Source organism: Streptomyces sp. NPDC127119 (assembly GCF_042677425.1).
Classification (GTDB): Bacteria; Actinomycetota; Actinomycetes; order Streptomycetales; family Streptomycetaceae; genus Streptomyces.
This window is the reverse complement of the sequence record NZ_JBHXTO010000074.1, coordinates 25647-46049: the sequence shown is the minus strand read 5'-3', so window position 1 is coordinate 46049 and position 20403 is coordinate 25647. Positions and strand designations below refer to the sequence as shown.

At 70.1% G+C, this 20403-nt stretch carries 24 protein-coding genes; 12 read left to right on the top strand and 12 right to left on the bottom strand.

Annotation, left to right across the window (positions count from 1 at the left end; translation table 11 throughout):
- Positions 1–143 precede the first annotated feature (143 nt).
- A complete protein-coding gene (locus ACFVH5_RS27115; RefSeq protein WP_385836356.1) occupies positions 144–836 on the bottom strand; it encodes a PepSY domain-containing protein in 693 nt (230 codons plus the stop codon).
- 124 nt (positions 837–960) lie between these two features.
- Here ACFVH5_RS27115 and ACFVH5_RS27110 point away from each other — a divergent pair, with 124 nt between their 5' ends.
- Positions 961–1626, top strand: coding sequence for a response regulator transcription factor (locus ACFVH5_RS27110; RefSeq protein WP_210889765.1), 666 nt, complete (start codon positions 961–963; stop codon positions 1624–1626).
- On the top strand, positions 1623–3068 hold the full coding sequence (locus tag ACFVH5_RS27105) for a sensor histidine kinase (protein WP_385836355.1): 1446 nt from the start codon (positions 1623–1625) through the stop codon (positions 3066–3068). Before ACFVH5_RS27110 ends, ACFVH5_RS27105 begins: the two co-directional genes overlap by 4 nt.
- A 144-nt stretch (positions 3069–3212) precedes the next feature.
- Here ACFVH5_RS27105 and ACFVH5_RS27100 read toward each other — a convergent pair whose 3' ends face one another.
- The 4 genes from ACFVH5_RS27100 to ACFVH5_RS27085 form a co-directional block, all read right to left on the bottom strand.
- A complete protein-coding gene (locus ACFVH5_RS27100) occupies positions 3213–3689 on the bottom strand; it encodes a MarR family winged helix-turn-helix transcriptional regulator (protein ID WP_385836354.1) in 477 nt (158 codons plus the stop codon).
- A 92-nt stretch (positions 3690–3781) separates the two neighbouring features.
- Positions 3782–4579, bottom strand: a complete 798-nt coding sequence (locus ACFVH5_RS27095) for an AIM24 family protein (protein ID WP_385836353.1) — start codon at positions 4577–4579, stop codon at positions 3782–3784.
- Positions 4576–5226, bottom strand: coding sequence for an AIM24 family protein (locus tag ACFVH5_RS27090; protein ID WP_384816554.1), 651 nt, complete (start codon positions 5224–5226; stop codon positions 4576–4578). Before ACFVH5_RS27090 ends, ACFVH5_RS27095 begins: the two co-directional genes overlap by 4 nt.
- A 1-nt stretch (position 5227) precedes the next feature.
- Positions 5228–5860, bottom strand: a complete 633-nt coding sequence (locus ACFVH5_RS27085) for an AIM24 family protein (RefSeq protein WP_210890576.1) — start codon at positions 5858–5860, stop codon at positions 5228–5230.
- 178 nt (positions 5861–6038) lie between these two features.
- Here ACFVH5_RS27085 and ACFVH5_RS27080 point away from each other — a divergent pair, with 178 nt between their 5' ends.
- The 4 genes from ACFVH5_RS27080 (at position 6039) to ACFVH5_RS27065 (ending at position 11230) form a co-directional block, all read left to right on the top strand.
- On the top strand, positions 6039–6383 hold the full coding sequence (locus ACFVH5_RS27080) for a DUF3817 domain-containing protein (RefSeq protein ID WP_107021265.1): 345 nt from the start codon (positions 6039–6041) through the stop codon (positions 6381–6383).
- Positions 6380–6673, top strand: a complete 294-nt coding sequence (locus tag ACFVH5_RS27075; RefSeq protein WP_384816548.1) for an MTH1187 family thiamine-binding protein — start codon at positions 6380–6382, stop codon at positions 6671–6673. The genes ACFVH5_RS27080 and ACFVH5_RS27075 overlap by 4 nt, the downstream gene beginning before the upstream one ends.
- A 765-nt stretch (positions 6674–7438) precedes the next feature.
- On the top strand, positions 7439–9226 hold the full coding sequence (locus ACFVH5_RS27070; protein ID WP_385836358.1) for a glycosyltransferase family 2 protein: 1788 nt from the start codon (positions 7439–7441) through the stop codon (positions 9224–9226).
- Between the two features lie 3 nt (positions 9227–9229).
- Entirely contained in the window at positions 9230–11230 is a 2001-nt protein-coding gene (locus tag ACFVH5_RS27065; protein WP_385836352.1) for a galactose oxidase-like domain-containing protein, read from the top strand.
- A 34-nt stretch (positions 11231–11264) separates the two neighbouring features.
- Here ACFVH5_RS27065 and ACFVH5_RS27060 read toward each other — a convergent pair whose 3' ends face one another.
- Together ACFVH5_RS27060 and ACFVH5_RS27055 are read right to left on the bottom strand one after the other, a co-directional pair.
- A complete protein-coding gene (locus tag ACFVH5_RS27060) occupies positions 11265–12311 on the bottom strand; it encodes a glycoside hydrolase family 6 protein (RefSeq protein ID WP_385836351.1) in 1047 nt (348 codons plus the stop codon).
- Positions 12312–12479: 168 nt separating this feature from the next.
- Positions 12480–13463 (bottom strand): DUF5937 family protein, encoded by a 984-nt coding sequence (locus tag ACFVH5_RS27055; protein ID WP_385836350.1) that lies wholly within the window; start codon positions 13461–13463, stop codon positions 12480–12482.
- Positions 13464–13599: 136 nt separating this feature from the next.
- On the opposite strand from ACFVH5_RS27055, the gene ACFVH5_RS27050 reads away from it, so the two are divergent.
- From ACFVH5_RS27050 to ACFVH5_RS27040, 3 genes are all read left to right on the top strand, one after another.
- Positions 13600–14868, top strand: coding sequence for an MFS transporter (locus ACFVH5_RS27050; protein ID WP_385836349.1), 1269 nt, complete (start codon positions 13600–13602; stop codon positions 14866–14868).
- A gap of 94 nt (positions 14869–14962) precedes the next feature.
- Positions 14963–15472 (top strand): MarR family winged helix-turn-helix transcriptional regulator, encoded by a 510-nt coding sequence (locus ACFVH5_RS27045; RefSeq protein WP_189773407.1) that lies wholly within the window; start codon positions 14963–14965, stop codon positions 15470–15472.
- A 45-nt stretch (positions 15473–15517) separates the two neighbouring features.
- Entirely contained in the window at positions 15518–15856 is a 339-nt protein-coding gene (locus ACFVH5_RS27040) for a DUF3817 domain-containing protein (RefSeq protein WP_385836348.1), read from the top strand.
- Here the strand turns inward: ACFVH5_RS27040 and ACFVH5_RS27035 are convergent.
- Positions 15798–16118 carry a DUF397 domain-containing protein gene (locus tag ACFVH5_RS27035; protein ID WP_385836347.1) on the bottom strand — a complete coding sequence of 107 codons (321 nt, stop codon included), beginning with the start codon at positions 16116–16118 and terminating at the stop codon, positions 15798–15800. The two genes, ACFVH5_RS27040 and ACFVH5_RS27035, sit on opposite strands and share 59 nt — an antisense overlap.
- Here ACFVH5_RS27035 and ACFVH5_RS27030 point away from each other — a divergent pair.
- Positions 16079–16576 carry a GNAT family N-acetyltransferase gene (locus ACFVH5_RS27030; protein WP_385836346.1) on the top strand — a complete coding sequence of 166 codons (498 nt, stop codon included), beginning with the start codon at positions 16079–16081 and terminating at the stop codon, positions 16574–16576. The genes ACFVH5_RS27035 and ACFVH5_RS27030 overlap by 40 nt on opposite strands.
- On the opposite strand, the gene ACFVH5_RS27025 is transcribed toward ACFVH5_RS27030, so the two are convergent.
- Genes ACFVH5_RS27025 through ACFVH5_RS27015 form a run of 3 tightly spaced genes read right to left on the bottom strand, consistent with a single transcriptional unit; the run spans position 16503 to position 17846 of the window.
- On the bottom strand, positions 16503–16754 hold the full coding sequence (locus ACFVH5_RS27025) for a DUF397 domain-containing protein (protein ID WP_385836345.1): 252 nt from the start codon (positions 16752–16754) through the stop codon (positions 16503–16505). The two genes, ACFVH5_RS27030 and ACFVH5_RS27025, sit on opposite strands and share 74 nt — an antisense overlap.
- The gene (locus ACFVH5_RS27020; RefSeq protein WP_385836344.1) at positions 16747–16953 is read right to left on the bottom strand and encodes a DUF397 domain-containing protein; all 207 of its coding nucleotides are present in this window, start codon (positions 16951–16953) and stop codon (positions 16747–16749) included. Before ACFVH5_RS27020 ends, ACFVH5_RS27025 begins: the two co-directional genes overlap by 8 nt.
- Positions 16954–16964: 11 nt before the next feature.
- A complete protein-coding gene (locus ACFVH5_RS27015) occupies positions 16965–17846 on the bottom strand; it encodes a helix-turn-helix domain-containing protein (protein WP_385836343.1) in 882 nt (293 codons plus the stop codon).
- A gap of 148 nt (positions 17847–17994) precedes the next feature.
- On the opposite strand from ACFVH5_RS27015, the gene ACFVH5_RS27010 reads away from it, so the two are divergent.
- Positions 17995–18390 (top strand): ATP-binding protein, encoded by a 396-nt coding sequence (locus tag ACFVH5_RS27010; RefSeq protein WP_385836342.1) that lies wholly within the window; start codon positions 17995–17997, stop codon positions 18388–18390.
- A gap of 15 nt (positions 18391–18405) precedes the next feature.
- On the opposite strand, the gene ACFVH5_RS27005 is transcribed toward ACFVH5_RS27010, so the two are convergent.
- Complete coding sequence (locus ACFVH5_RS27005) at positions 18406–19038, bottom strand: TetR/AcrR family transcriptional regulator (protein WP_384813511.1); 633 nt, start codon at positions 19036–19038, stop codon at positions 18406–18408.
- Positions 19039–19265: 227 nt separating this feature from the next.
- Here ACFVH5_RS27005 and ACFVH5_RS27000 point away from each other — a divergent pair, with 227 nt between their 5' ends.
- Positions 19266–20255 carry a tetratricopeptide repeat protein gene (locus ACFVH5_RS27000; protein WP_385836341.1) on the top strand — a complete coding sequence of 330 codons (990 nt, stop codon included), beginning with the start codon at positions 19266–19268 and terminating at the stop codon, positions 20253–20255.
- Positions 20256–20403 lie beyond the last annotated feature (148 nt).

Here is a 20403-nt window from a genome sequence, read left to right as displayed (position 1 = left end):
GGCTGAGATGTCCGCCGGTCCGGGGACATCTCAGCCCGTCCGGCGTTTGAGGACCGGGGGTTCGGGGGCAGCGCCCCCGAGTCGGTGACGGGAACGGGTAGGGGCGGCGGGGGCGAGGAAAGGCCCGCCGGGGCAGCCGCCCGTCAGTCGTCGGAGCCGTCGTCGTCCGAGTTGTCGTCCGACGACGTGTCCGCGGTGACCGCCGCGGACTTCAGGTCGACCTTCCAGTCCTTCTCGGCGCCGTTCGAGGCGGTCGTCTCCACGTCCCACGCGGACGTACGGGAGTCGTCGTCGAGCTCGACGGCCGTGACCGTGCCCTTCGCGGCGGCGGCCCGCGCGGCCTCCACGGCGGTGACGGACGACCCCTTCAGCGCGGCCCGCGCCTGCGCCGTGTCGTCGGCGTCCTCCTGCTCGGTGTGCGAGCCGAGCACCTTGCCCGTGCCCGGGTCGATCCGGACGCTGTGCCAGGCGCCGCCCGAGGACAGCACGTCCACGTCCCACACCAGGCTGCTGCCCTCGTCGTCCAGTTCGGCCGAGACGGCCGTACCCTGCACGCTCTTGAGCGCCGTCGTGATCGCGTCGGCCGCCGAGACCTTCGCCGCCTTCGCGTCGGCGGCGTCGTCGGCCCGGTCGGCCTTGTCGTCGTCACGGTCGTTGCGGTCGTCGTCGGCGGAGTCGTCCCGGTCGTCCCGGTCGTTGCGGTCGTCGTCCGTGGCCCGCACGCTGGACTGCTTGCCCGGCGCGTTGCCGTCACCCGTGACGGCGAGGGCCGTCGCCGTACCGCCTCCGACGAGAGCGGCGACGGCGACGCTGGCGATGACGATGTTGCGCTTCATGGGGATTCCTCCGGAATCTACTGGTCTGGTGCGTTTCGACGTGTCCCAATCTGGCCGACCGACGCTGAAGCGAACCTGAAGCACCCTGAAGGCTTCTTCAGGTTCGGTTTGCGACTCTTTACGCATGCGCCTGTTGATCGTGGAGGATGAGAAGCGGCTCGCCCTGTCGCTCGCCAAGGGCCTGACGGCCGAGGGGTACGCCGTCGACGTGGTCCACGACGGCCTGGAGGGGCTGCACATGGCCGGCGAGGGCTCGTACGACCTCGTCATCCTCGACATCATGCTGCCCGGCATGAACGGCTACCGGGTGTGCGGCGCCCTGCGCTCCGCCGGGCACGACGTGCCGATCCTGATGCTCACCGCCAAGGACGGCGAGTACGACGAGGCGGAGGGCCTGGACACCGGCGCCGACGACTACCTCACCAAGCCGTTCTCGTACGTCGTCCTGGTCGCCCGGGTGAAGGCGCTGCTGCGCCGGCGCGGGCCCTCGGGCGGGGCGTCGCCCGTGCACGTGCTCGGCGATCTCAAGGTCGACACCGCCGCCCGGCGCGTCCACCTCGGTGAGGACGAGATCGCCCTCACCACCAAGGAGTTCTCGGTCCTCGAACAACTCGTCGTGCGGGCGGGCGAGGTGGTGTCCAAGGCGGAGATCCTCGAACACGTCTGGGACTTCGCGTACGACGGGGACCCGAACATCGTCGAGGTCTACATCAGCACGCTGCGCCGCAAGCTGGGGGCCGCGCTGATCCGGACCGTACGCGGCGCCGGTTACCGCCTGGAGTCGAGGTGAGACGCGTCCTCGGGTCCGTACGGGCCAGGGCCACCCTCGCCGCGAGCGTCGTGGTGGCCGTCGCGCTCGCCGCGGCCGGCGCCGCCGTCCTGCTGTCGCTGTGGACCAATCTGAGCGAACAGGCCGGTACGGAGGCGGAACGCGCCGCCCAGAAGGTCGCCACCGACATCGCGTCCGGGCAGTCCTACGGCGACCTCTCGCTGGACAGCGACGACCAGCCGGTCCAGGTCGTGGACGGGACGGGGAGACTCGTCGCCGTCACCGAGGACCTGGAGCGGATCAGCGGGACGGGCGTCGACCGGGTCAAGCCGCAGGCCCCCGGAGCCGTCAGCGGCGACGACGACGATGACGGCGGCAGCGACGACGATCCGCACGAGGCCGGCGAACTCGGCGAGGCCTCCTTCAGCGACGGCTCCGCGACCATCGACGGCGACACGGCGGACTACCGGTTCGCCGCCGTGCCGGTGGAGGCGGACGGCAAGGGCACGGTCACCGTCCACGCCGGCGCGCCGCTGACTGCCGAACAGGAGGCCGTGAGCACGGCGCTGACCGTCATGCTCATCGGCTTCCCGCTGCTGCTGGCCGTGGTGGCCCTGGTGACCTGGCTGGTCACCCGGCGGGCGCTGCGCCCCGTCGAGGACATCCGCGGCGAGATGGCCGCGATCACGGCCTCCGAGGACCTCACCCGGCGGGTTCCCGTGCCGGACACGCACGACGAGGTCGCCCGGCTCGCCCGGACGACCAACGAGACGCTCGCCGCCCTGGAGCAGTCCGTGGAACGGCAGCGCCGGTTCGTCGCCGACGCCTCGCACGAACTGCGCAGCCCCATCGCCTCACTGCGCACCCAGCTCGAAGTGGGCGCCGCGCACCCGGAGCTGCTCGACGTGGGAGGGGCCGTCGAGGACACCGTACGGCTGCAGCGGCTCGCCGCCGACCTGCTGCTGCTCGCCCGGCTGGACGCGGGGGAGCGGCCGGCGGACGCGCGGTTCGATCTGGTCGCCCTCGTCCGTACGGAGGCCGGACAGCGGACCGGTGACCGGGTCGCGGTGTCCGTGGCCGCGGACACCGCGGACTCCTTGGAGGTGAGCGGGTCCCGCGGGCAGCTGGCGCGGGTGCTCGGCAATCTGCTGGACAACGCCCAGCGGCACACCCGGTCGTCGGTCTCCGTGAGCGTGCGGCGGGTGGGGGAGTGGGTGCTTCTTGAGGTCGCCGACGACGGTGAGGGGGTGCCTGCCGGTGAGCGTGAGCGGGTCTTCGAGCGGTTCGTGCGGCTCGACGAGGCCCGTGCGCGGGATGACGGTGGGGCCGGGCTGGGGCTTGCCATCGCTCGGGATGTGGCCGTGCGGCACGGTGGTTCGCTCACCGTGCGGGAGGCGCCGGCAGGCGGAGCTCTGTTCGAGCTCCGGCTGCCGTGGCCTGAGCGGCCTGCGGGAGGCCGGTGATCAGCCTGCGGGCCGGTGGGGGCTGGTCGCGCCGTTCCCCGCGCCCCTAAAAGCCAAAGACTGCGCCGTTCCCCGCGCCCCTCAAGGGCAAAAGATTGCGCCGTTCCCCGCGCCCCTATCGGGCCCCCTGGTGGGGCGGCCCGGTTACGGGCGGCCTCGTTGGCTTCTCAGGTGTTCGGCGATGGGGGTCAGGGATTTGTGGAGTTCTTCCAGGGCCTCCGGCGAGAGGAGGTCGATGAAGTGGCGGCGTACGGAACCCACGTGATGGGGCGCGACCTTCCGCATCGTCTCCAGGCCGTGGTCGGTGAGCACCGCGAACAGCCCGCGGCGGTCGGACTCGCAGTTCTCGCGCCGGACCAGGTCCGCGTTCTCCATGCGGGTGATCTGGTGCGAGAGGCGGCTCTTGGACTGGAGGGTGGCGGACGCGAGGTCGCTCATCCGCATCCGTACGCCCTCGGACTCCGAGAGGTTCACCAGGATCTCGTAGTCGTTCATCGTCAGGCCGAACGGCTGGAGGTCCCTTTCGAGCTGGTACGTCAACAGCCTGTTGACCTCCAGGTGGGTGCGCCATGCGCACTGCTCCGCATCGGTCAGCCAGCGGGTGGCCGTCTCGGTCTCCATGAATCAAGTCTACCTAAAAGGTTGAAAGGCGAACTAGTGAGGGTGGTGTGACGACGTGCACACGTTCGACGTCACACTCTGCAGACTACCGCTCACAGCCCGAAGCGACGCTGGAGGTCCCCCAGCTGTCCGGGAAGGCGCGGTGCGCCGCCCGGCTGTCCCTGGTGACCTGGCCCCCCGCCGCCGCCGGGCACTCCCGGCTCGTTCGGCAGCGCCCCCGCGGCCTGCTCCGCCATCAGCGCCTCGCTGGACTGCAGCAGCACCGTGCCGGCCCCCACGAACTCGAACTGATGCTCCTCGCCGGAGGCCCCGCCGATGCCCGTCATCGCACGTAGACCGCCCATCAGGCCCGTCATGTACCCGTGGTCGTAGTGATGGCAGGGCGAGGGGCAGTCGGCCCAGCCGACGAGGGCCTGCGGGTCGACCCGGATCGGAGGTTCCATGAACACCACCGGGCCGTTCGAGGCGGCGACGAACTTGCCCGTTCCGATGAGCGTCAGGAAGCCCGGCACGATCGACTGCTTCAGCGCGAGACTTGGCTGAAAAGCGAGGAGGTTGCCCGAGCGAATGGTCAGGTTGCCCTCCTCCAGGTCGAAGGAATTCACATCGAAGGCCCGGTCGGCGAGCAGCATCTTGCCCGAGCCGGACGCCACCACCCAGTCGCTCGCGTGCAACGGCGAATGAAAAGACGTTCGCACGAGGCGGTCGAGGCGGCCGTGCCCGATGCCGTTGAACTCCATCGAGCCGTAGTAGGCGATCATCTTGCCCTTCTGCAGGAACCACTCGCTCCCTTTGAGCTCCACGCAGAAGGTGTACGCGTTCACGTTGTCGTCGACCGGCAGGGTCGCCGGGTCGTGGATCACGGGGCCCGTGCCCGGGTAGGTGGTCACAGCTTCTCCTCCGACGCCTGCACGTACACCGCGCCACTGCCGCTCAGCTCCAGCTGGAAGGCCTCGCCCGAACCGCGGCCGATCAGATCGCGCAGACCGAGCGCGCTGGACAGTTTGTTGCGGACGTCCCCGTGATGGGCGACGTACGCCTGCGGGTCGACGTGCACCGGGCGCTGTGGGGTGATGGGAACCTCGATGACCCCGCCGTGCGCCATGACGGCCACCGAGCCGTGGCCCTTGAGGGTCGTGGTGAACAGGCCCTGCCCCGTCACCTGGCCGCGCACCATGCCCATGACGCCGCCCTGTGAACCCATGAACATCGTGCCCTGCTGGAGGGTGCCGTCGAAGGCCAGCAGCCGGTCCGCCTCCACGTACAGGGTGTCGCCTTCGAGGGTGATCACCTGGATGTGGTGGCCGCCGTGCCCGAACAGGACCGTGCCGGAGCCCTCCACGGTCATCAGGGGCGCCGCCTCGCCGGCCGCCCGGCGGCCGATCATCGACATCACACCGCCCTGGCCGCTCTGCAGGTTCGGGGTGAAGGAGACCTCGCCCTTGTAGGCGAGCATCGCGCCGCGCTGGCTGTACAGCTTCTGGCCCGGTGCGACGGTGGCCTCGATCATCTTCGAGTTGATCTCACGGAAGGGCATGTCACACGTCTCCCGCGATCGAGTTGCGCTCACTGGGCTGGACGTAGACGACGCCGTCACCCTCGAAGCGGATCTGGAAGGCCTCGCCGCCGCCCTCGCCCATGAACGTGCGGAACGTCACGCCGGACTGGAACGACTGCCGCAGATTGCCCTGATGGGCGATGTACGCGCCCGGGTCGACGGTCAGTGGGTACTGCGAACTGACCCGCAGCACCACCGCCGGGCCGTCGGACATGATCGCCGCCTGGCCGTGGCCCTCGATCGTCGTCGTGAAGAGCCCGTTGCCCTGCGAGGCGCCCCGCAGGCCCGTGAAGGACGTGCCCGTACGCAGGCCCGAGTCGGTCGCCAGGAGATTGCTCGACTCGACGAAGAGTTTGTCGCCCTGGAGGCTCACCAGGTTGATCTCGCTGGCCCGGTCGGCGAACCAGCACGTGCCCTGGCCCTTCACCTCCATGAGGGTCATCTGCTCGCCGGTGATCCGGCGCGTCACCATGCCGCGGATGCCTTCGCCGCCGCCGCTGAGTTTCTTGAAGGCCATCTGACCGTCGTACGCGACCATGGAGCCGTTCTTCGCCTTCACGGCGTCGCCGGTCATGTCGACGGCCAGCACCTTGCTGCCTTGCAGTCGGAACATCGCCACGAAGTGAAGGTAGCGGGCGGGCCGTCTCCGCCGACAGGTCCCACGGGTGGAGAACGACCCGGACCGTTCCCCTAGGGGCCTCGTCCCGGGACCCCTGAGGCGGTCCGCCGGCACTCCAATGCCACAATGGGCGGGCGCTTGTGCTCTCATTCACAAACATCGAAGGTGACCCGTGGACATCAAGACCGCCTCCGCCCTCCGCCGCCTCCGCCTGGTCTCCGGCCCGGAAGCCGTCTCGTTCCTGCTGCTGCTCGTCTGCTCGGTACTGAAGCGGACCACGGACTTCAACGCGGTGCCGGTGATGGGCATGATCCACGGCGTCCTCTTCGTGCTGTACGTGATCTTCTGGGCCGACGCGTGGAACCGGGCGAAGTGGGGGCTGAAGACCGCGGCGCTCTACTTCGTGCTGTCCGTACTGCCGACGGGCGGCTTCTTCGCCGAGCGCAAGCTCAAGGGTGAGGCCGAGGCCGCGGTCATCAAGTCCCGCGCGCGCAACGAGGGGATCGTGGGCGCATGATCGTCGCCTTTTCCGTGACGCCGCTCGGGGTCGGCGAGGACGTGGGGGAGTACGTGGCGGACGCGGTACGGGTCGTTCGTGAGTCGGGGCTGCCGAACCGGACGGACGCGATGTTCACGTCGCTGGAAGGGGAGTGGGACGAGGTGATGGACGTCGTCCGGCGGGCGGTCGCCGCGGTGGAGGCGCGGGCGCCTCGGGTGTCGCTGGTCCTGAAGGCGGACATCCGGCCGGGCGTGACGGACGGACTCACGTCCAAGGTGTCCACGGTGGAACACCACTTGTCGAAGTGACACGGCTGTTGTGATCCCGGCGGCGGTGGTGCACGGCACCGCGGATCCACTCCCGGCTGCGGCCCGGTGGGGGTTGCCCGCGCAGTTCCCCGCGCCCCTGAAAGGTGCGTGGCTCCGCGGGTTCATTCCCGGGTGCGGCCCCGGTGGGGGCCGTTCGCGCAGTTCCCCGCGCCCCTGGAGGGTGCGTGCCGCGGCTGCTTTGATCCCGACTGCGGCCCGGTGGGGGTTGCTCGCGCAGTTCCCCGCGCCCCTGAGAGGTGCGTGGCTCCGCGGGTTCATTCCCGGGTGCGGCCCCGGTGGGGGCCGTTCGCGCAGTTCCCCGCGCCCCTTAAAAGCAGGGCGCCGGCGCTGGCCCAATCTTTTAGGGGCGCGAGGAACTGCGCGGCCAGCCACACACGACCCGCACCCGACCACCGCTTTTAGGGGCGCGGGGAACGGCGCGCTCAGCCACGTGCGACCGGCACCCGACCGCCGTCTTCAGGGGCGCGGGGAACTGCGCGAACGGTGCCCGCCGGGGCCGCGCCAGGTGGTTTTCAGGGGCGCGGGGAACGGCGCGCTCAGCCACGTACGACCGGCACCCGGCCGCCGTCTTCAGGGGCGCGGGGAACTGCGCGGGCAGCCGCACGTGACCCGCGCCCGGCGACGTAGCCCCCGTCGAACCGTCGGAGACAACACCCACCTGGACCCCCTCCGTTCGACACGCCGACGTAATGCCACTTTTGTGTGGGTATCGGCTTGTTCGATCACTGGGCACTGGAGGGCGCTGTGCGGCCGGAGGGCTACGACTACGACACCCACAGCAGGTTGGCCGGACCGCTCACGGAGCCGTCCGGCTCGGCCTACCGGGTGCAGTACACCAAGCTCCTGTCGAGCGAGCCGCACCGAATACGAGCCGTCCTGCTCATGACGCTCGCCCCGGTGCTCACAGGACTCCTGCTGGTCTATCTCGTGTGGCCCACCCACTGGGTGGAGCGCGAGGGCGGAGCCCGCTGGCTGGTCGGCCTCGACATCACGATGCTCGTGGCGATCGGCCTGATCGAGCTCTTCATGGTCGTCAACGTCGTGTCGATCGCGCACGCGACGATGGTGGCCAGGGATCCCGTTCCCGTCACCCCCGCGAAGGGCACCCGGGTCGCCTTCCTGACCACGTTCGTCCCCGGCAAGGAACCGCTGTCGATGGTCCGCGCCACCCTCGAAGGGGCCGTCAGGGTCACCCACACGGGCCCGGTCGACGTCTGGCTCCTGGACGAGGGGGACGACGGGCAGGCCAAGGCGCTCTGCGAGGAGCTGGGCGTCCGGCACTTCACCCGGCACGGCGTCCCGGAGTGGAACAGGGCGAAGGGCGTCCACAAGACCCGTACCAAGCACGGCAACTACAACGCGTGGATCGCGATGCACGGCGGCGAGTACGACTTCTTCGCCTCCGTCGACACGGACCACGTCCCGCTTCCGGAGTTCCTGGAACGGATGATGGGCTACTTCCGCGACCCGGACGTCGCCTTCGTCGTCGGCCCGCAGGTGTACGGCAACTACACCACCCCCGTCACCAAGGCGGCCGAGTCCCAGCAGTTCCTCTTCCACGCCCTGATCCAGCGCGCCGGCAACCGCTACCGCGCACCCATGTTCGTCGGCACGAACAACGTCGTACGGATCGCGGCCGTCAAGCAGGTCGGCGGCCTGTACGACTCGATCACCGAGGACATGGCCACCGGTTTCGAGATGCACCGGCACAAGAACCCGAGGACCGGTCACCACTGGCAGTCCGTCTACACCCCTGACGTGCTGGCCGTCGGTGAGGGCCCCGCGTCCTGGACCGACTTCTTCACCCAGCAGATGCGCTGGTCGCGCGGCACCTACGAGACGCTGTTCAAGCAGTACTGGAAGGCACCTTTCACGATGCCACCGGGACGGCTCTTCTCGTACACGCTGATGCTCGTCTACTACCCGATGACGGCCGTCAACTGGCTGCTGGGCATCCTCAGCTGCGTCCTGTTCCTGTGCTTCGGGGCGTCCGGCACGCAGGTCTCGGCCTCCATGTGGCTGATGCTCTACAGCGACGCCGCCGCACTCCAGGTCGGGCTGTATCTGTGGAACCGGCGGCACAACGTCTCCCCGCACGAACCGGAGGGCTCGGGCGGTCTGGCGGGCATGGCGATGTCGGCCCTCTCCGCGCCCATCTACCTGAAGTCCCTGGGCGCGGCCCTGATCCGCCGTCCCAGCCGGTTCGTCATCACCCCCAAGGGCGGCGACACCAGCCCCGACCGCGTCGCGACCTTCCGTATCCATCTCTTCTGGGCGGCGGTCCTGACGTCGTCCCTGGTCGCGTCGTTCGTGCTCGACCACACCCACGCGGCCATGCGCACCTGGGCGGTCCTGGCGCTGGCCATCTCCCTCTCCCCGGTGGCGGTGTGGACCGCGACCCGGGCCAGGGCCCGCAGGGCGGAGCGCCGCCTCGTGCCCTCCGTGCGGATCGGCGAAGCGGCCGAGCCCGCCCCGGCCCTCGCGGGCAGCGCCGCCGGAACGGTCTCCAGCAGTACGACAGGAGGTAGCTAGGCCATGGCCCACCGGCCCTTGAAGAAGGCGTCCGTGAAGAGCGTGTCACTGAAGACGACGCTCTCGAAGAAGACCCAGAAGCGGCTGCTCGGCGTCGGCGGCGTCGCGCTGCTCGCCGGACTCAACGCGCCGGCCGCCATCGGCTTCGCCTCGGAGCAGTACTACGAGTACAAGATCGCTCAGCCCGGCTACCAGGCGAAGTACGGCTCCTGGAAGCAGCTCGACATCCCGAAGGAGTTCCGCACCAACGCCATCCACGCGGCGCTCCTGCACACCGGCAAGGTGCTGATCGTCGCGGGTTCCGGCAACGAGCAGAAGAAGTTCGACAAGGGGTCCTTCGACACGATCCTGTGGGACCCGAAGGCCGACACCTTCAAGAAGATCGCCACTCCGGCCGACTTCTTCTGTGCCGGACACGCCCAACTGCCCAGCGGCCGGATGCTCGTGGCCGGTGGCACGGCCCGCTACGAACTGCTCGACGGGGAGGTCGAGCGGGCCGGCGGCGGTATGCGGGTGAAGAACGAGAACCCGGACAAGACGATCGCCCTCAAGAAGGGCACCCGTTTCCGCTCGCCGTCCGGCGTCGAGTACATCAGCCGTTTCGACGTCACCGTGCCCAAGGCCAAGCGCACCCAGGAGATCACCTACAACAGGGCCGGTGTCATGCAGCCCTGGAAGACGAAGGTCAAGGCGAGCGAGGCCCGGGTCTTCGTCGAGGCCACCGAGGACGGCCCGGCGCCGGTCACGGACAAGCGCGCCCAGTACGAGATCCTCGGTCTCAAGGGCAAGGACGCCGACAACACGTACGGCCTCTCCGAGAAGATCACCATGGAGAAGCAGGACTTCCAGGGGATCAAGGCCGCCTACGAGTTCGACCCGACGGCGGAGAAGTACGTGCCCGTCGAGCCGATGGACAAGGCCCGCTGGTACCCGACGCTCGTCGGACTCCAGGACGGGAAGGTGCTCGCGGTCTCCGGACTCGACGACGTCGGCGTGATCGACCCCGGTGACAACGAGATCTACGACCCGAGGACGAAGAAGTGGACCCCGGGACCCCACCGCTACTTCCCCACCTACCCGGCCCTCTTCCTCACCAAGGGCGGCAAGCTCTTCTACCCGGCCTCGAACGCCGGTTACGGGCCCGCCGAACTCGGCCGCGACGCGGGCCTGTGGGACCTGAAGACCAACAAGTTCCAGAAGGTGCCCGGACTGAGCGACGCGGACGAGACGGAGACCTCGACCTCGCTCCTGCTGCCGCCCGCCCAGGACCAGAAGGTGATGATCCTCGGCGGCGGAGGGGTCGGCGAGTCCAAGAAGTCGACCTCGCGCACGGCCGTCGTCGACCTCAAGAAGGAGAACCCCGCCTTCGAGGACGGCCCCGACCTGCCGCAGGGCACCCGCTATCTGAACAGCGTGATCATGCCGGACGACTCGGTGTTCACGTCCAACGGCGCCAAGGACTACCGCGGGCGCGGCGCCAGCAACATCCACAAGGCGCAGTTCTACGACCCGAAGTCCAACTCGTTCCGCACGGCCGCCTCGCCGAAGGTCGGCCGCAACTACCACTCCGAGGCGCTTCTGCTGCCCGACGGCCGGATCGCCACCTTCGGCTCCGACCCGCTCTTCGACGACCAGCAGAACACCAAGCTCGGCCACTTCGAGCAGCGCATGGAGATCTTCACCCCGCCCGCCCTGCACAAGAACGGCAAGGGCCGCCCCGTCCTCGGCGACGGACCGCAGGAGGTGGACGGCGAGGGCCGCGCCACCTTCGCGACCCGGCACCCGGAGAAGGTCGTGAACGCCCGGCTGATGCGGCCCAGCGCGGTCACGCACACCACGGACGTCGAGCAGCGGTCCATCGCGCTGGAGCTCACCAGGTCGAAGGACTCGGTGACCGTGGCCGTACCGAAGGACCGGACGCTGGTGCCGCCCGGCTGGTACATGCTGTTCGTGTCGGACGCGGACGGGACGCCGTCCGAGGCGAAGTGGGTGCAGGTGAAGTGACGTACCGAAGGGCGGCCCGCGGCGTCCGGGCGACCTACTGGGGCTTGGAGTTGCGGGCCAGGCCCAGCGCGTAGTCCGCCCACCACTGGCCGGCCGCGGGGCCTCCGCGGCACTGTCCGTCCGACTCGCCGGGGCGCTTGATCCACAGGTACGCGTCCACGACCGGGTCGCCGGTGTCGGTGGTGGGCGGGGTGCCGAGCGCCCGGCCCGGCGGGTTGCACCAGGCCTGCGCACGGTCGCCGCGCAGCGGGCCGTTGCCGTTGCGGCTGGTGTCCACCACGAAGTGCTTGCCGCCGAGGGCCTCCGAGAGACGGCGGCCGTACTCCTTGGTGATCGTGTCCGTCTGGAAGTTGGAGACGTTCAGGGCGAAGCCGTCGGCGTTCGCGACCCCGGCCCGGCCGAGGGGTTCGACGAGTTTCTGCGGCTCCTCGATCCAGTCCGGGTTGCCCGCGTCCAGGTACACCTTCGTGTTCGGCTGGGCCTTCAGCCGCACGATCGCCTCGGAGAGCAACCGCTCGCGCTGCGCGTGGTACTCGCCCGGTGTGCAGCCGTCCACGATGTGCGCGACCGCGTCGGGCTCCAGGACGACCAGCGCGGGGCTGTCGGCCAGGGCCCCCGCGAACCGGTCGATCCAGTCCCGGTAGGCCGCCGCGTCCTGCGCCCCGCCCGCCGAGTGCTGACCGCAGTCGCGGTGCGGGATGTCGTACGCGACGAACACGGGTGTACGGCCGTCGCTGGCCGCCGCCGCGGTCGCCTCCCTGATCCTCGGCTCGGGGTGGTCGCCGGCCGGCCACAGTGCCGCGGGCCGGTCCGCGATGCGCTTGAGCAGCTTCGCGTCGTTCCCCCGGCCCTGCCGCTCCCACGCACGGGCCTGCCGTGCGGCGGGGCTCTGCGGGTCGACCCAGAACGCGGAGCCCGCGGCGGGGTTCGCGGCGCGGGTCTCCTGGACGGCGGCGGCCGGGCCGCCCTCGGACGGGGACGAGCAGCCCGTCACGAGTCCCAGCGCGGCGGTCGCGGCGGACGCGACGAGCACGGCGCGCGCCGCGCGGGTACGGGTTCGGGTACGGGTCGGCCGGTACATCCTGCCCCCTTGGGCGAAGGTGACCGTCAGTGACGGTTTTCCGGCCATCGTGACATAACGGGCCTATCGCTCAGGGGTGCGACACTGCGCGGCAGCTACGCCGGGAGGCCGCCACGGCTCGGGGCTGTGACAGTGCGGGGCCGCGAGTCCCCGGCCCCTGTCGGCCCGTCAGGCGCCGCCCGAGGCCAGCGCGATGCCGAGCGGTGTCCTCTCGTACAGCACCTGGTGCCCGTACCGGTGCGCGACGAGCAGGCCCGCGTCCCGCAGCGTCGACAGATGCGCGGAGACGGACGAGGGCGCGAGGCCGAGGCGGTGTGCGAGGGCCGTGGTGGCGGCGGGTTCCGCGAGCGCGGCCAGCACGGCGGCCCGGCCCCGGCCCAGCAGCCGTACGAGGGCTTCGGGCGTGCGGTCGGACGGCTCGGCCCACAGGCCCCCGATGCCGCGCGCCGGATAGACCAGAGCGGGCTGCCAGGGCGGGTCGAAGCCGCTCACCACGTCCGGCCAGGTGAAGACGCTGGGCATCAGCACCAGCCCCTGGCCGCCCAGTTCGCGTACGTGCTCGCCCCGCGAGTCGACCGTGAGCCTGCCCGCGTCCCAGGCGACCCGCCGGTCCAGCTCGGGCAGCAGCCCGGCGAGGCCCACCTCGGCGAGGCGGCGGGAGTGGAAGGCGATGTCGGCCTCCAGGAGGGCCCTGAGCCTCGGCCAGGCGGGTTCCACGAGGGCGTGCCAGGCCGCCTCCGTCGTGTCCGCCAGCTCCCGTACCGCACGGGCCGGGTCGGCGAGCATCGCCCGGCCGGCCGGGGACTCGGTGGCGCCCGGGGTGTCCGCGAGGGAGATCGCGAGTTCGGTCCGCGCCAGCTCGGGGTCCGTGGCGCGCACGGCGGCGATCTCCTCCTCGAACGTGGCCGCCGGTCCGATCGGAGGGGGCATCAGACAGTCCGGGCTGTTCCCGCGCTGCGGCATCAGCAGCCACAGCGGCTCCAGGTCCAGCTCGGCGGCGGCCGAACGGATGCGGCGCAGCCAGGCGGGGTGGTAGCCCTGCCGCTCCGGGCGCCGCAGGGTGCGTACCGCCTCGTGCGTCTCCCACAGGGGCGACAGCGCGAACCGGCAGTTGAGGAAGTCGTCCTCCCCGAAGTGGAGGTGGTACGGCATCACGCCTCCCGGAGGTTCGACTCGAAGATTCAGCCCCACTACTCAGAACCAAGCTTCAGCCCGAAGACTCGTTGCGAAGATTCGGCCTGGGCCGAAACTCTAGGCTGCCCGGCACGGTCACGCGACGCTGCATCCCATGCCAGAAGAAACACAGACCGCGACGGCGGCCCCCGAACCCTCCGTCGACACGCGGGGGAGCGGGTACGGCCGGGCCTTCGCCGTCCGGGAGTTCAGGGCCGTCTTCGCCGCGCACGCCCTGTCCCTGCTGGGCGTCGTCGTCAGCGAGATCGCCCTGACCGTCCTCGTCTACGAGCTGACGGGGTCGCCACTGCTCAGCGCGCTGGCCTTCGCGCTGGGCTTCCTGCCCTACCTCGTGGGCGGGACGCTGCTGTCCGGGGTGGCCGACCGGTTCCCCGCCCGCCGGGTGCTCGTCGTGTGCGACCTCGTGTGCGCCGGATGCGCGGCGCTGATGGCCCTGCCGGCCACCCCCGTCCTCGCGCTGCTCGCCCTGCGGTGCGCCATCGCCGCCGTCTCACCGGTGTTCAGCGGCACCCGGATGGCCACGCTGGCGGAGATCCTCGGGGACGGCGACCTGTTCGTGCTGGGCCGCTCCCTGCTGCGGATCGTGTCGCAGAGCGCCGTGCTCGTGGGCTTCGGCCTGGGCGGTGTCCTGCTGACGTTCGTGTCCCCGCGCGGGGCCCTGGGCATCACGTTCGGCACCTTCCTCGCCTCCGCGCTGCTGCTGCGCGTCGGCACCCGGCGCAGGCCCGCGCGGACCGGCGCCGGACCGCTGATGCGGTACTCGCTCGCGGGCACCCGGCAGGTCCTGGCCGACCGCCGCATCCGGGCGCTGCTCCTGCTGCTCTGGGTGCCGCCGATGTTCGTCGTCGCGCCGGAGGCACTGGCCGCCGCCTACGCCGACGAGATCGGGGTGGGCACGGCCTGGATCGGCCTGCTGATGTGCGCGATGCCGATCGGCACGATCGCGGGGGAGCTGTACGCGGGCTCCGCCCTCTCCCCGGCGACCCGCTCCCGGATCGTGCTGCCCCTCGCGGGCTGCGGCCTGCTGCCGCTCCTCGCCTACCCCTTCCATCCGGACCTCGGCTGGATCCTGCTCGCGCTGCTGGTCGCCGGGTCGACGGGCGCGTACACGCTGGGGCTCGACCGCTGGTTCGTGGACGCCGTGCCGGAGGAACTGCGCGGCCGGGCGATGACCGTGCACACGGCCGGACTCATGACCATCCAGGGCGTGGGCATGGCGCTGGCCGGGGCGGCGGCCGAGTTCTGGCCGGTCAGCACGGTGGTGGGCGGGGTCGGCGTGCTCGGGACGGTGTGCTGCCTGCTCCTGGCGGCGGAGGTGCGGCGCACGGGGAGAGCGGGGGGCGAGGCCGCCCGGAAGGGGTGAAGGCGAAGAGCGGGGAAGAACGGTGCGGAAGCGGGTGAATACCGAAAGGCGAGACGGGGCTGACCGCGATATGACCGGCCGGTAGGGTTTTGCCGTGCCGAAGCCGCTCAGCCTTGCCTTCGATCCCATCGCCCGAGCCGACGAACTCTGGAAACAGCGCTGGGGGTCCGTGCCGTCCATGGGCGCGATCACCTCGATCATGCGCGCGCACCAGATCCTCCTCGCCGAGGTCGACGCGGTCGTCAAGCCGTACGGACTGACGTTCGCCCGCTACGAGGCGCTGGTGCTGCTCACCTTCTCCAAAGCGGGTGAACTGCCGATGTCCAAGATCGGCGAGCGGCTGATGGTCCACCCGACGTCCGTGACGAACACGGTGGACCGGCTCGTACGGTCCGGGCTCGTCGACAAACGGCCCAACCCCAACGACGGCCGCGGCACCCTCGCCTCCATCACCGACAAGGGCCGCGAGGTCTGCGACGCGGCCACCCGCGATCTGATGGCGATGGACTTCGGGCTCGGCGCGTACGACGCCGAGGAGTGCCGGGAGATCTTCGCGATGCTGCGACCGCTGAGGGTGGCTGCGCACGACTTCGACGAGGAGTAGGGCCCGCGCGAAGATCGTGGCAAACCGGTGGTTAGGCTCGTAGCCATGAAAAAGAGCGTGCTGACCCGCTACCGCGTCATGGCCTACGTCACCGGTGTCCTGCTGGTCCTGCTGGTCCTCGGCATGATCGGCAAGTACGTGCTCGACCTGGACGGCGCCGCGGACTTCACGCGTGTCGTCAGCGTCGCGCACGGCTGGCTGTACGTCGTCTACCTGGTCTTCGCCTTCGACTTGGGCTCCAAGGCGAAGTGGCCGGTGCCGAAGCTGCTGTGGGTGCTGCTCGCGGGCACGGTCCCGACGGCCGCGTTCTTCGTGGAGCGCAAGGTCAGCCGCGAGCTGGAGTCGAAGGTCGTCGACGACCCGTCCGCGATCGCGAAGGCCTGACCGGCGAGCGGCCCGCTTTCAACGCCTGGACGAGGTGGCCCAGGCGGGCGGGTGTGGTGGCGACGACTTCGGCGGGGGCGTCGCTCTCGCGGAGGAGGACCCCTGCGGGGGTGGCGGCGAGGTAGAGGCAGCTGTTGTTCTCGTCGCCGCTGTAGGACGACTTCTGCCAGGTGAGTTGGGGCACTTCGGGCCTCTCCGGAAGTCGTACAGGGGGTGCTGGTCGTGTGTCCTGTCGACTGGACGCTGCGTTCCGCGGTGTCATCGGACGTCGAGGTGGTCGCGGAACTGCGCGCCACGGTGATGCGTGCGGATCTGGAACGCCTTGGACGTTACGACGAGCACCGGGTGCGGCAGCGGCTGCGGGATTCCTTCTCCCTGTGGCACACGTCGATCATCGAGATCGACCGCGAACTCGTGGGCTGCGTCACGGTCCGGCCCTCCGAAGGCAGGCAGTGGTTGGAGCACTTCTACCTCGCTCCCCACCAGCAGGGCCGAGGACTCGGATCCGCCGTCCTGCGCACGGTGCTGGAGCGGACCGACGCACAGGACGCGACCGTGAGTCTGAACGTCCTGCAGGGCAGTGCCGCCCGTCGCCTCTACGAGCGCCACGGGTTCGTCGTCGAGGACCAGGATCCGATCGACGTCTTCATGGCGCGTCCGCCGGGCGGTCCGCTTTCAGCGCCTGGACGAGGTGGCGCAGGCGGGCGGGTGTGGTGGTGATTATTTCGGCGGGGGTGTCGCTCTCGCGGAGGAGGACCCCTGCGGGGGTGGCGGCGAGGTAGAGGCAGTTGCCGGACTCGTCGCCGCTGAACGACGATTTCTGCCACGTGAGTTGGGGCCTTTCGGGGCCCTCTTCGGAAGTCGGCCTTGCCTGACAGGGGGCCTGCTGGTCAGCCATTGGTCGTATCGCATGGCGGGCGGCCTGCTTTGACCGCCCGTATGAGGTGGCCCAGGCCTGTGGGTGTGGTGGCGATGGTCTCGTCGGGGGTGTCGCTCTCGCGTAGGCGGAGAACTCCGTCGGGGGTGGCGGCGAGGTAGAGGCAGTCGTTGGACTCGTCGCTGCTGTACGAGGACTTCTGCCAGGTGAGGCGGGGCACTTCGGGCCTCTCTAGAGGTCATGCAGGAGGTGCTGGATCAGCGTCAGCGAATCGGGCACCGCGTACGACTCGGGCGGGGTCAGAGGGTTGATCGGGGCGAGCGCGGAGTCCCTCAACCGCCCGAAGAGGCAACGGAATTGGGACAAGTGTTCCTGTGTGTCACGGTAGATCGGCTTGGCGGGATGGTCCAGCACCACAGTCGCCAGTTCCTGGATGTGGGGAGTCGCCAGCAGGAACGGGCTGCTGACCCCCGGGTACGTCCGTGCGCGAAACGGGAAGACCTGGATGCTCACGTTGGGCAGCTTTGCCAGCTCGATGAGGTGGAGGAGCTGTGAGCGCATGACCTCGGGTCCGCCGTAGTGCATGCGCAGGGCGGCTTCGTGGATCACGGCGCGCACGGTGGGGGCGTCCTCTGCCGTGAGGATCCTCTGCCGCTCCATGCGGAAGGCGGCGGCATCCTCAGCCGTGGCGTGCCGTGGCTGTACGTCGCCGAAGAGGGCCCGGATGTACGCCTCGGTCTGCAGCAGGCCAGGAACGAGCAGGGGCTGGTACGAGCAAATGTCCGCCGAGCCGGCTTCCAGCTCGGCGAGGTTGAGCGCGTACGGGGTGACGCGGTCCCGGTAGGCCGTCCACCAGCCCTTTCCGTTGGACTCGGCCAGCCCGACCAGAGCCTCTACGTAGGGCGCAGACGTGACCCCGTAGTGCGCGCAGAGCGTACGGAGGCGATCGGTGGTGACAGCCGTGCGGGCGGCCTCGATGTTGCTGAGGAAAGGGGCGCTGAAGCCGGCGACGGCGGCAGCCTCGGATGTGGTGACGGCGCCTTGTTCGCGGAGTCTGCGCAGTTCGGAACCCAGTCGTCGCTGCCGCTCGCTGATGTGCGTTCGTAGGGCCAAGGCGCTCTTCCTGCCTGAGAGTTGGTTGTCACTCATTAGAGGAGGCAGGTTGAAATCGTAACCCCCGCATCCCTACTCTCAGTATCGCAACCAACACACGCCGTGTGCATCCGAGTTGCGAATCTTCCCTGGGACGGACGGAGACCTCATGAGCCACGCGGACGACTGGGAGTACAGCATCAACCTCCCCCACAACCCCCTCGCCGTCGGCGTCGCGCGCGGTGCCCTGCGGTTGATGCTCCGTGCGCACGGGCTCGGGGAACTCGTCGTCACGGCCGAGCTGCTGGTCTCCGAGCTGGTCACCAACGCGCATGTGCACGCCCCGGGGCCGTCCTGCCTTCGGGTGAAGCGTTCGGAGAAATGGCTGCGGCTCTCGGTGTGGGACACCAGTGGTGCGCCGCCCCGCCCACGCGTGACCGGCGCGTGCGCCGAGGGCGGGCGGGGGCTGGGGATCGTGGCGGAGCTGGCCGACCAGTGGGGGCACTACTCGATGGGGCTGTCCCGTACGGGCGGAAAGCTCGTCTGGTGCGAGCTGACGAGCTGAGCCGTTGCCGACCGGTCAGGCCGGTGAGATCGCGGTCAGCCCGCTCAGCAGGAGCTGGGTGAAGTCGCGGGCCCAGTCCGTGTCGACGGGCTTCGAGCTCACCAGGCAGCGGTGCACGACCGAGCCGGCGATCACGTCGAAGATCAGGTCCGAGCCGCGGGCCGCGGTCTCCGGGTCGCTCTCCGGTGGCAGTTCCCCCCGGGCCTGGGCGCGGGCGCGCCCCTCCAGGACGAGACGCTTCTGGCGGTCGACGATGGACGAGCGGATGCGGTCGCGCAGAACGGCGTCGCTGGTCGACTCCGCGACCACCGCCATCAGCGCGGTCTTGGTCTCCGGGCGCTCCAATAGACCGGCGAACTGCAGGACCACGCCCTCCACATCGGCGGCGAGGCTGCCCCGGTCGGGCAGCTCCAGTTCGTCGAAGAGCACGGCCACCGCGTCGACGACCAGTTCGTTCTTGCCCGCCCAGCGCCGGTAGAGGGTCGTTTTCGCGACACCCGCGCGGGTGGCCACGTCGCCCAGTGTCAGGCCGGACCAGCCCAGTTCCACGAGAGCCTCACGCGTCGCCGCCAGGATCGCCTCGTCGGCCTCGGCGCTGCGCGGACGTCCCGTACGGCCCGTACGGGGTGCGGAACTGCGACTTTGCATGTCGGCGACCATATCCGGGCGTTCCGCCGAGGGGGATCCTGTGGACGGGTGAGGGAGATCACCGGAACGGGCTTCCCCCGGCCGTACCGGGACAGTTACGCTACGGGCCGTAGCGAAAGCGCGACGACCACGCGGCGCCGAGTGGGGACCCGGCGTCAGAAACACGTATCAGGACTGGCTTTCACAGCGCTTTTCACACAGGCGCGCGGAGGGGGGAGGATAGACGCATGCAGCCACGGAACATGTCCATGAGCGGAGTCGTCGACCTCGCCGCGGTGAAAGCGGCCCAGGAGGCCAAGGCGAAGGCGGAGCAGGCGCGCGCCGAAGCGGTACGACAGGGGGGCGGGGCCGTTCCCGCCGTGTCCGCGTCGAGTCTCGTCATCGATGTCGACGAGGCGGGTTTTGAGCGGGACGTCCTGCAGCGCTCCACCGAGGTGCCGGTCGTCATCGACTTCTGGGCCGAGTGGTGCGAGCCGTGCAAGCAGCTCAGCCCGCTCCTTGAGCGGCTCACCGTCGAGTACAACGGCCGGTTCGTCCTCGCCAAGATCGACGTCGACGCCAATCAGATGCTGATGCAGCAGTTCGGGATCCAGGGCATCCCGGCCGTCTTCGCGGTGGTGGCCGGCCAGGCCCTGCCGCTCTTCCAGGGCGCGGCTCCCGAGGCGCAGATCCGGGGCACTCTGGACCAGCTCGTCCAGGTCGCCGAGGAGCGGTTCGGGCTCACGGGCGTGACCGTGGACCAGAGTGCGGACAGTGCCGGACAGGACGGGGCCGCCGCGGCTCCCGAGGTCCCGGTCGGCCCGTACGACGCGCTGCTCGAAGCCGCCGTGCAGGCGCTGGACGCGGGGGACCTGGGCGGCGCGGTCCAGGCGTACCGGAACGTGCTGAGCGACGACCCGGGGAACACGGAGGCCAAGCTGGGCCTCGCGCAGGCCGAGTTGCTCCAGCGGGTGCAGGGCGCGGACCCCCAGCTGGTGCGCAAGGAGGCCGCGGACAAGCCCGGTGACGTACCGGCGCAGATCGCCGCGGCCGACCTCGATCTGGTGGGCGGTCATGTGGAGGACGCGCTGGGGCGGCTCGTCGACACCGTGGCGCGTACGGCGGGTGACGACCGCGAGGCGGCGCGCGTACGGCTGCTGGAGCTGTTCGAGGTCGTCGGCGGCGACGATCCGCGTGTGACGGCCGCGCGCAGGGCGCTGGCGCGCGCTCTGTTCTGACCAGTCGCTAAACGCCGCGACCCGTGATGCCCGGGTGAAGGATTTGCCGACACGGCTACATAGTGGCCGCGTTTTACCAAAACTTGGTAAACGCGGCCGCTGTTACTGGGAGTAAGCCCAGGGCGGTGATCTGTCGGATTCCGTCCAA

What these genes read in the sequence shown, in the direction of transcription:
- ACFVH5_RS27115 (WP_385836356.1), bottom strand. Translation starts at nt 836, where the DNA reads ATGAAGCGCAACATCGTCATCGCCAGCGTCGCCGTCGCCGCTCTCGTC.
- ACFVH5_RS27110 (WP_210889765.1), top strand. Translation starts at nt 961, where the DNA reads ATGCGCCTGTTGATCGTGGAGGATGAGAAGCGGCTCGCCCTGTCGCTC.
- ACFVH5_RS27100 (WP_385836354.1), bottom strand. Translation starts at nt 3,689, where the DNA reads ATGGAGACCGAGACGGCCACCCGCTGGCTGACCGATGCGGAGCAGTGC.
- ACFVH5_RS27090 (WP_384816554.1), bottom strand. Translation starts at nt 5,226, where the DNA reads ATGCCCTTCCGTGAGATCAACTCGAAGATGATCGAGGCCACCGTCGCA.
- ACFVH5_RS27085 (WP_210890576.1), bottom strand. Translation starts at nt 5,860, where the DNA reads ATGTTCCGACTGCAAGGCAGCAAGGTGCTGGCCGTCGACATGACCGGC.
- ACFVH5_RS27075 (WP_384816548.1), top strand. Translation starts at nt 6,380, where the DNA reads ATGATCGTCGCCTTTTCCGTGACGCCGCTCGGGGTCGGCGAGGACGTG.
- ACFVH5_RS27065 (WP_385836352.1), top strand. Translation starts at nt 9,230, where the DNA reads ATGGCCCACCGGCCCTTGAAGAAGGCGTCCGTGAAGAGCGTGTCACTG.
- ACFVH5_RS27060 (WP_385836351.1), bottom strand. Translation starts at nt 12,311, where the DNA reads ATGTACCGGCCGACCCGTACCCGAACCCGTACCCGCGCGGCGCGCGCC.
- ACFVH5_RS27055 (WP_385836350.1), bottom strand. Translation starts at nt 13,463, where the DNA reads ATGCCGTACCACCTCCACTTCGGGGAGGACGACTTCCTCAACTGCCGG.
- ACFVH5_RS27050 (WP_385836349.1), top strand. Translation starts at nt 13,600, where the DNA reads ATGCCAGAAGAAACACAGACCGCGACGGCGGCCCCCGAACCCTCCGTC.
- ACFVH5_RS27040 (WP_385836348.1), top strand. Translation starts at nt 15,518, where the DNA reads ATGAAAAAGAGCGTGCTGACCCGCTACCGCGTCATGGCCTACGTCACC.
- ACFVH5_RS27035 (WP_385836347.1), bottom strand. Translation starts at nt 16,118, where the DNA reads ATGACACCGCGGAACGCAGCGTCCAGTCGACAGGACACACGACCAGCA.
- ACFVH5_RS27025 (WP_385836345.1), bottom strand. Translation starts at nt 16,754, where the DNA reads ATGGCTGACCAGCAGGCCCCCTGTCAGGCAAGGCCGACTTCCGAAGAG.
- ACFVH5_RS27010 (WP_385836342.1), top strand. Translation starts at nt 17,995, where the DNA reads ATGAGCCACGCGGACGACTGGGAGTACAGCATCAACCTCCCCCACAAC.
- ACFVH5_RS27005 (WP_384813511.1), bottom strand. Translation starts at nt 19,038, where the DNA reads ATGCAAAGTCGCAGTTCCGCACCCCGTACGGGCCGTACGGGACGTCCG.
- ACFVH5_RS27000 (WP_385836341.1), top strand. Translation starts at nt 19,266, where the DNA reads ATGCAGCCACGGAACATGTCCATGAGCGGAGTCGTCGACCTCGCCGCG.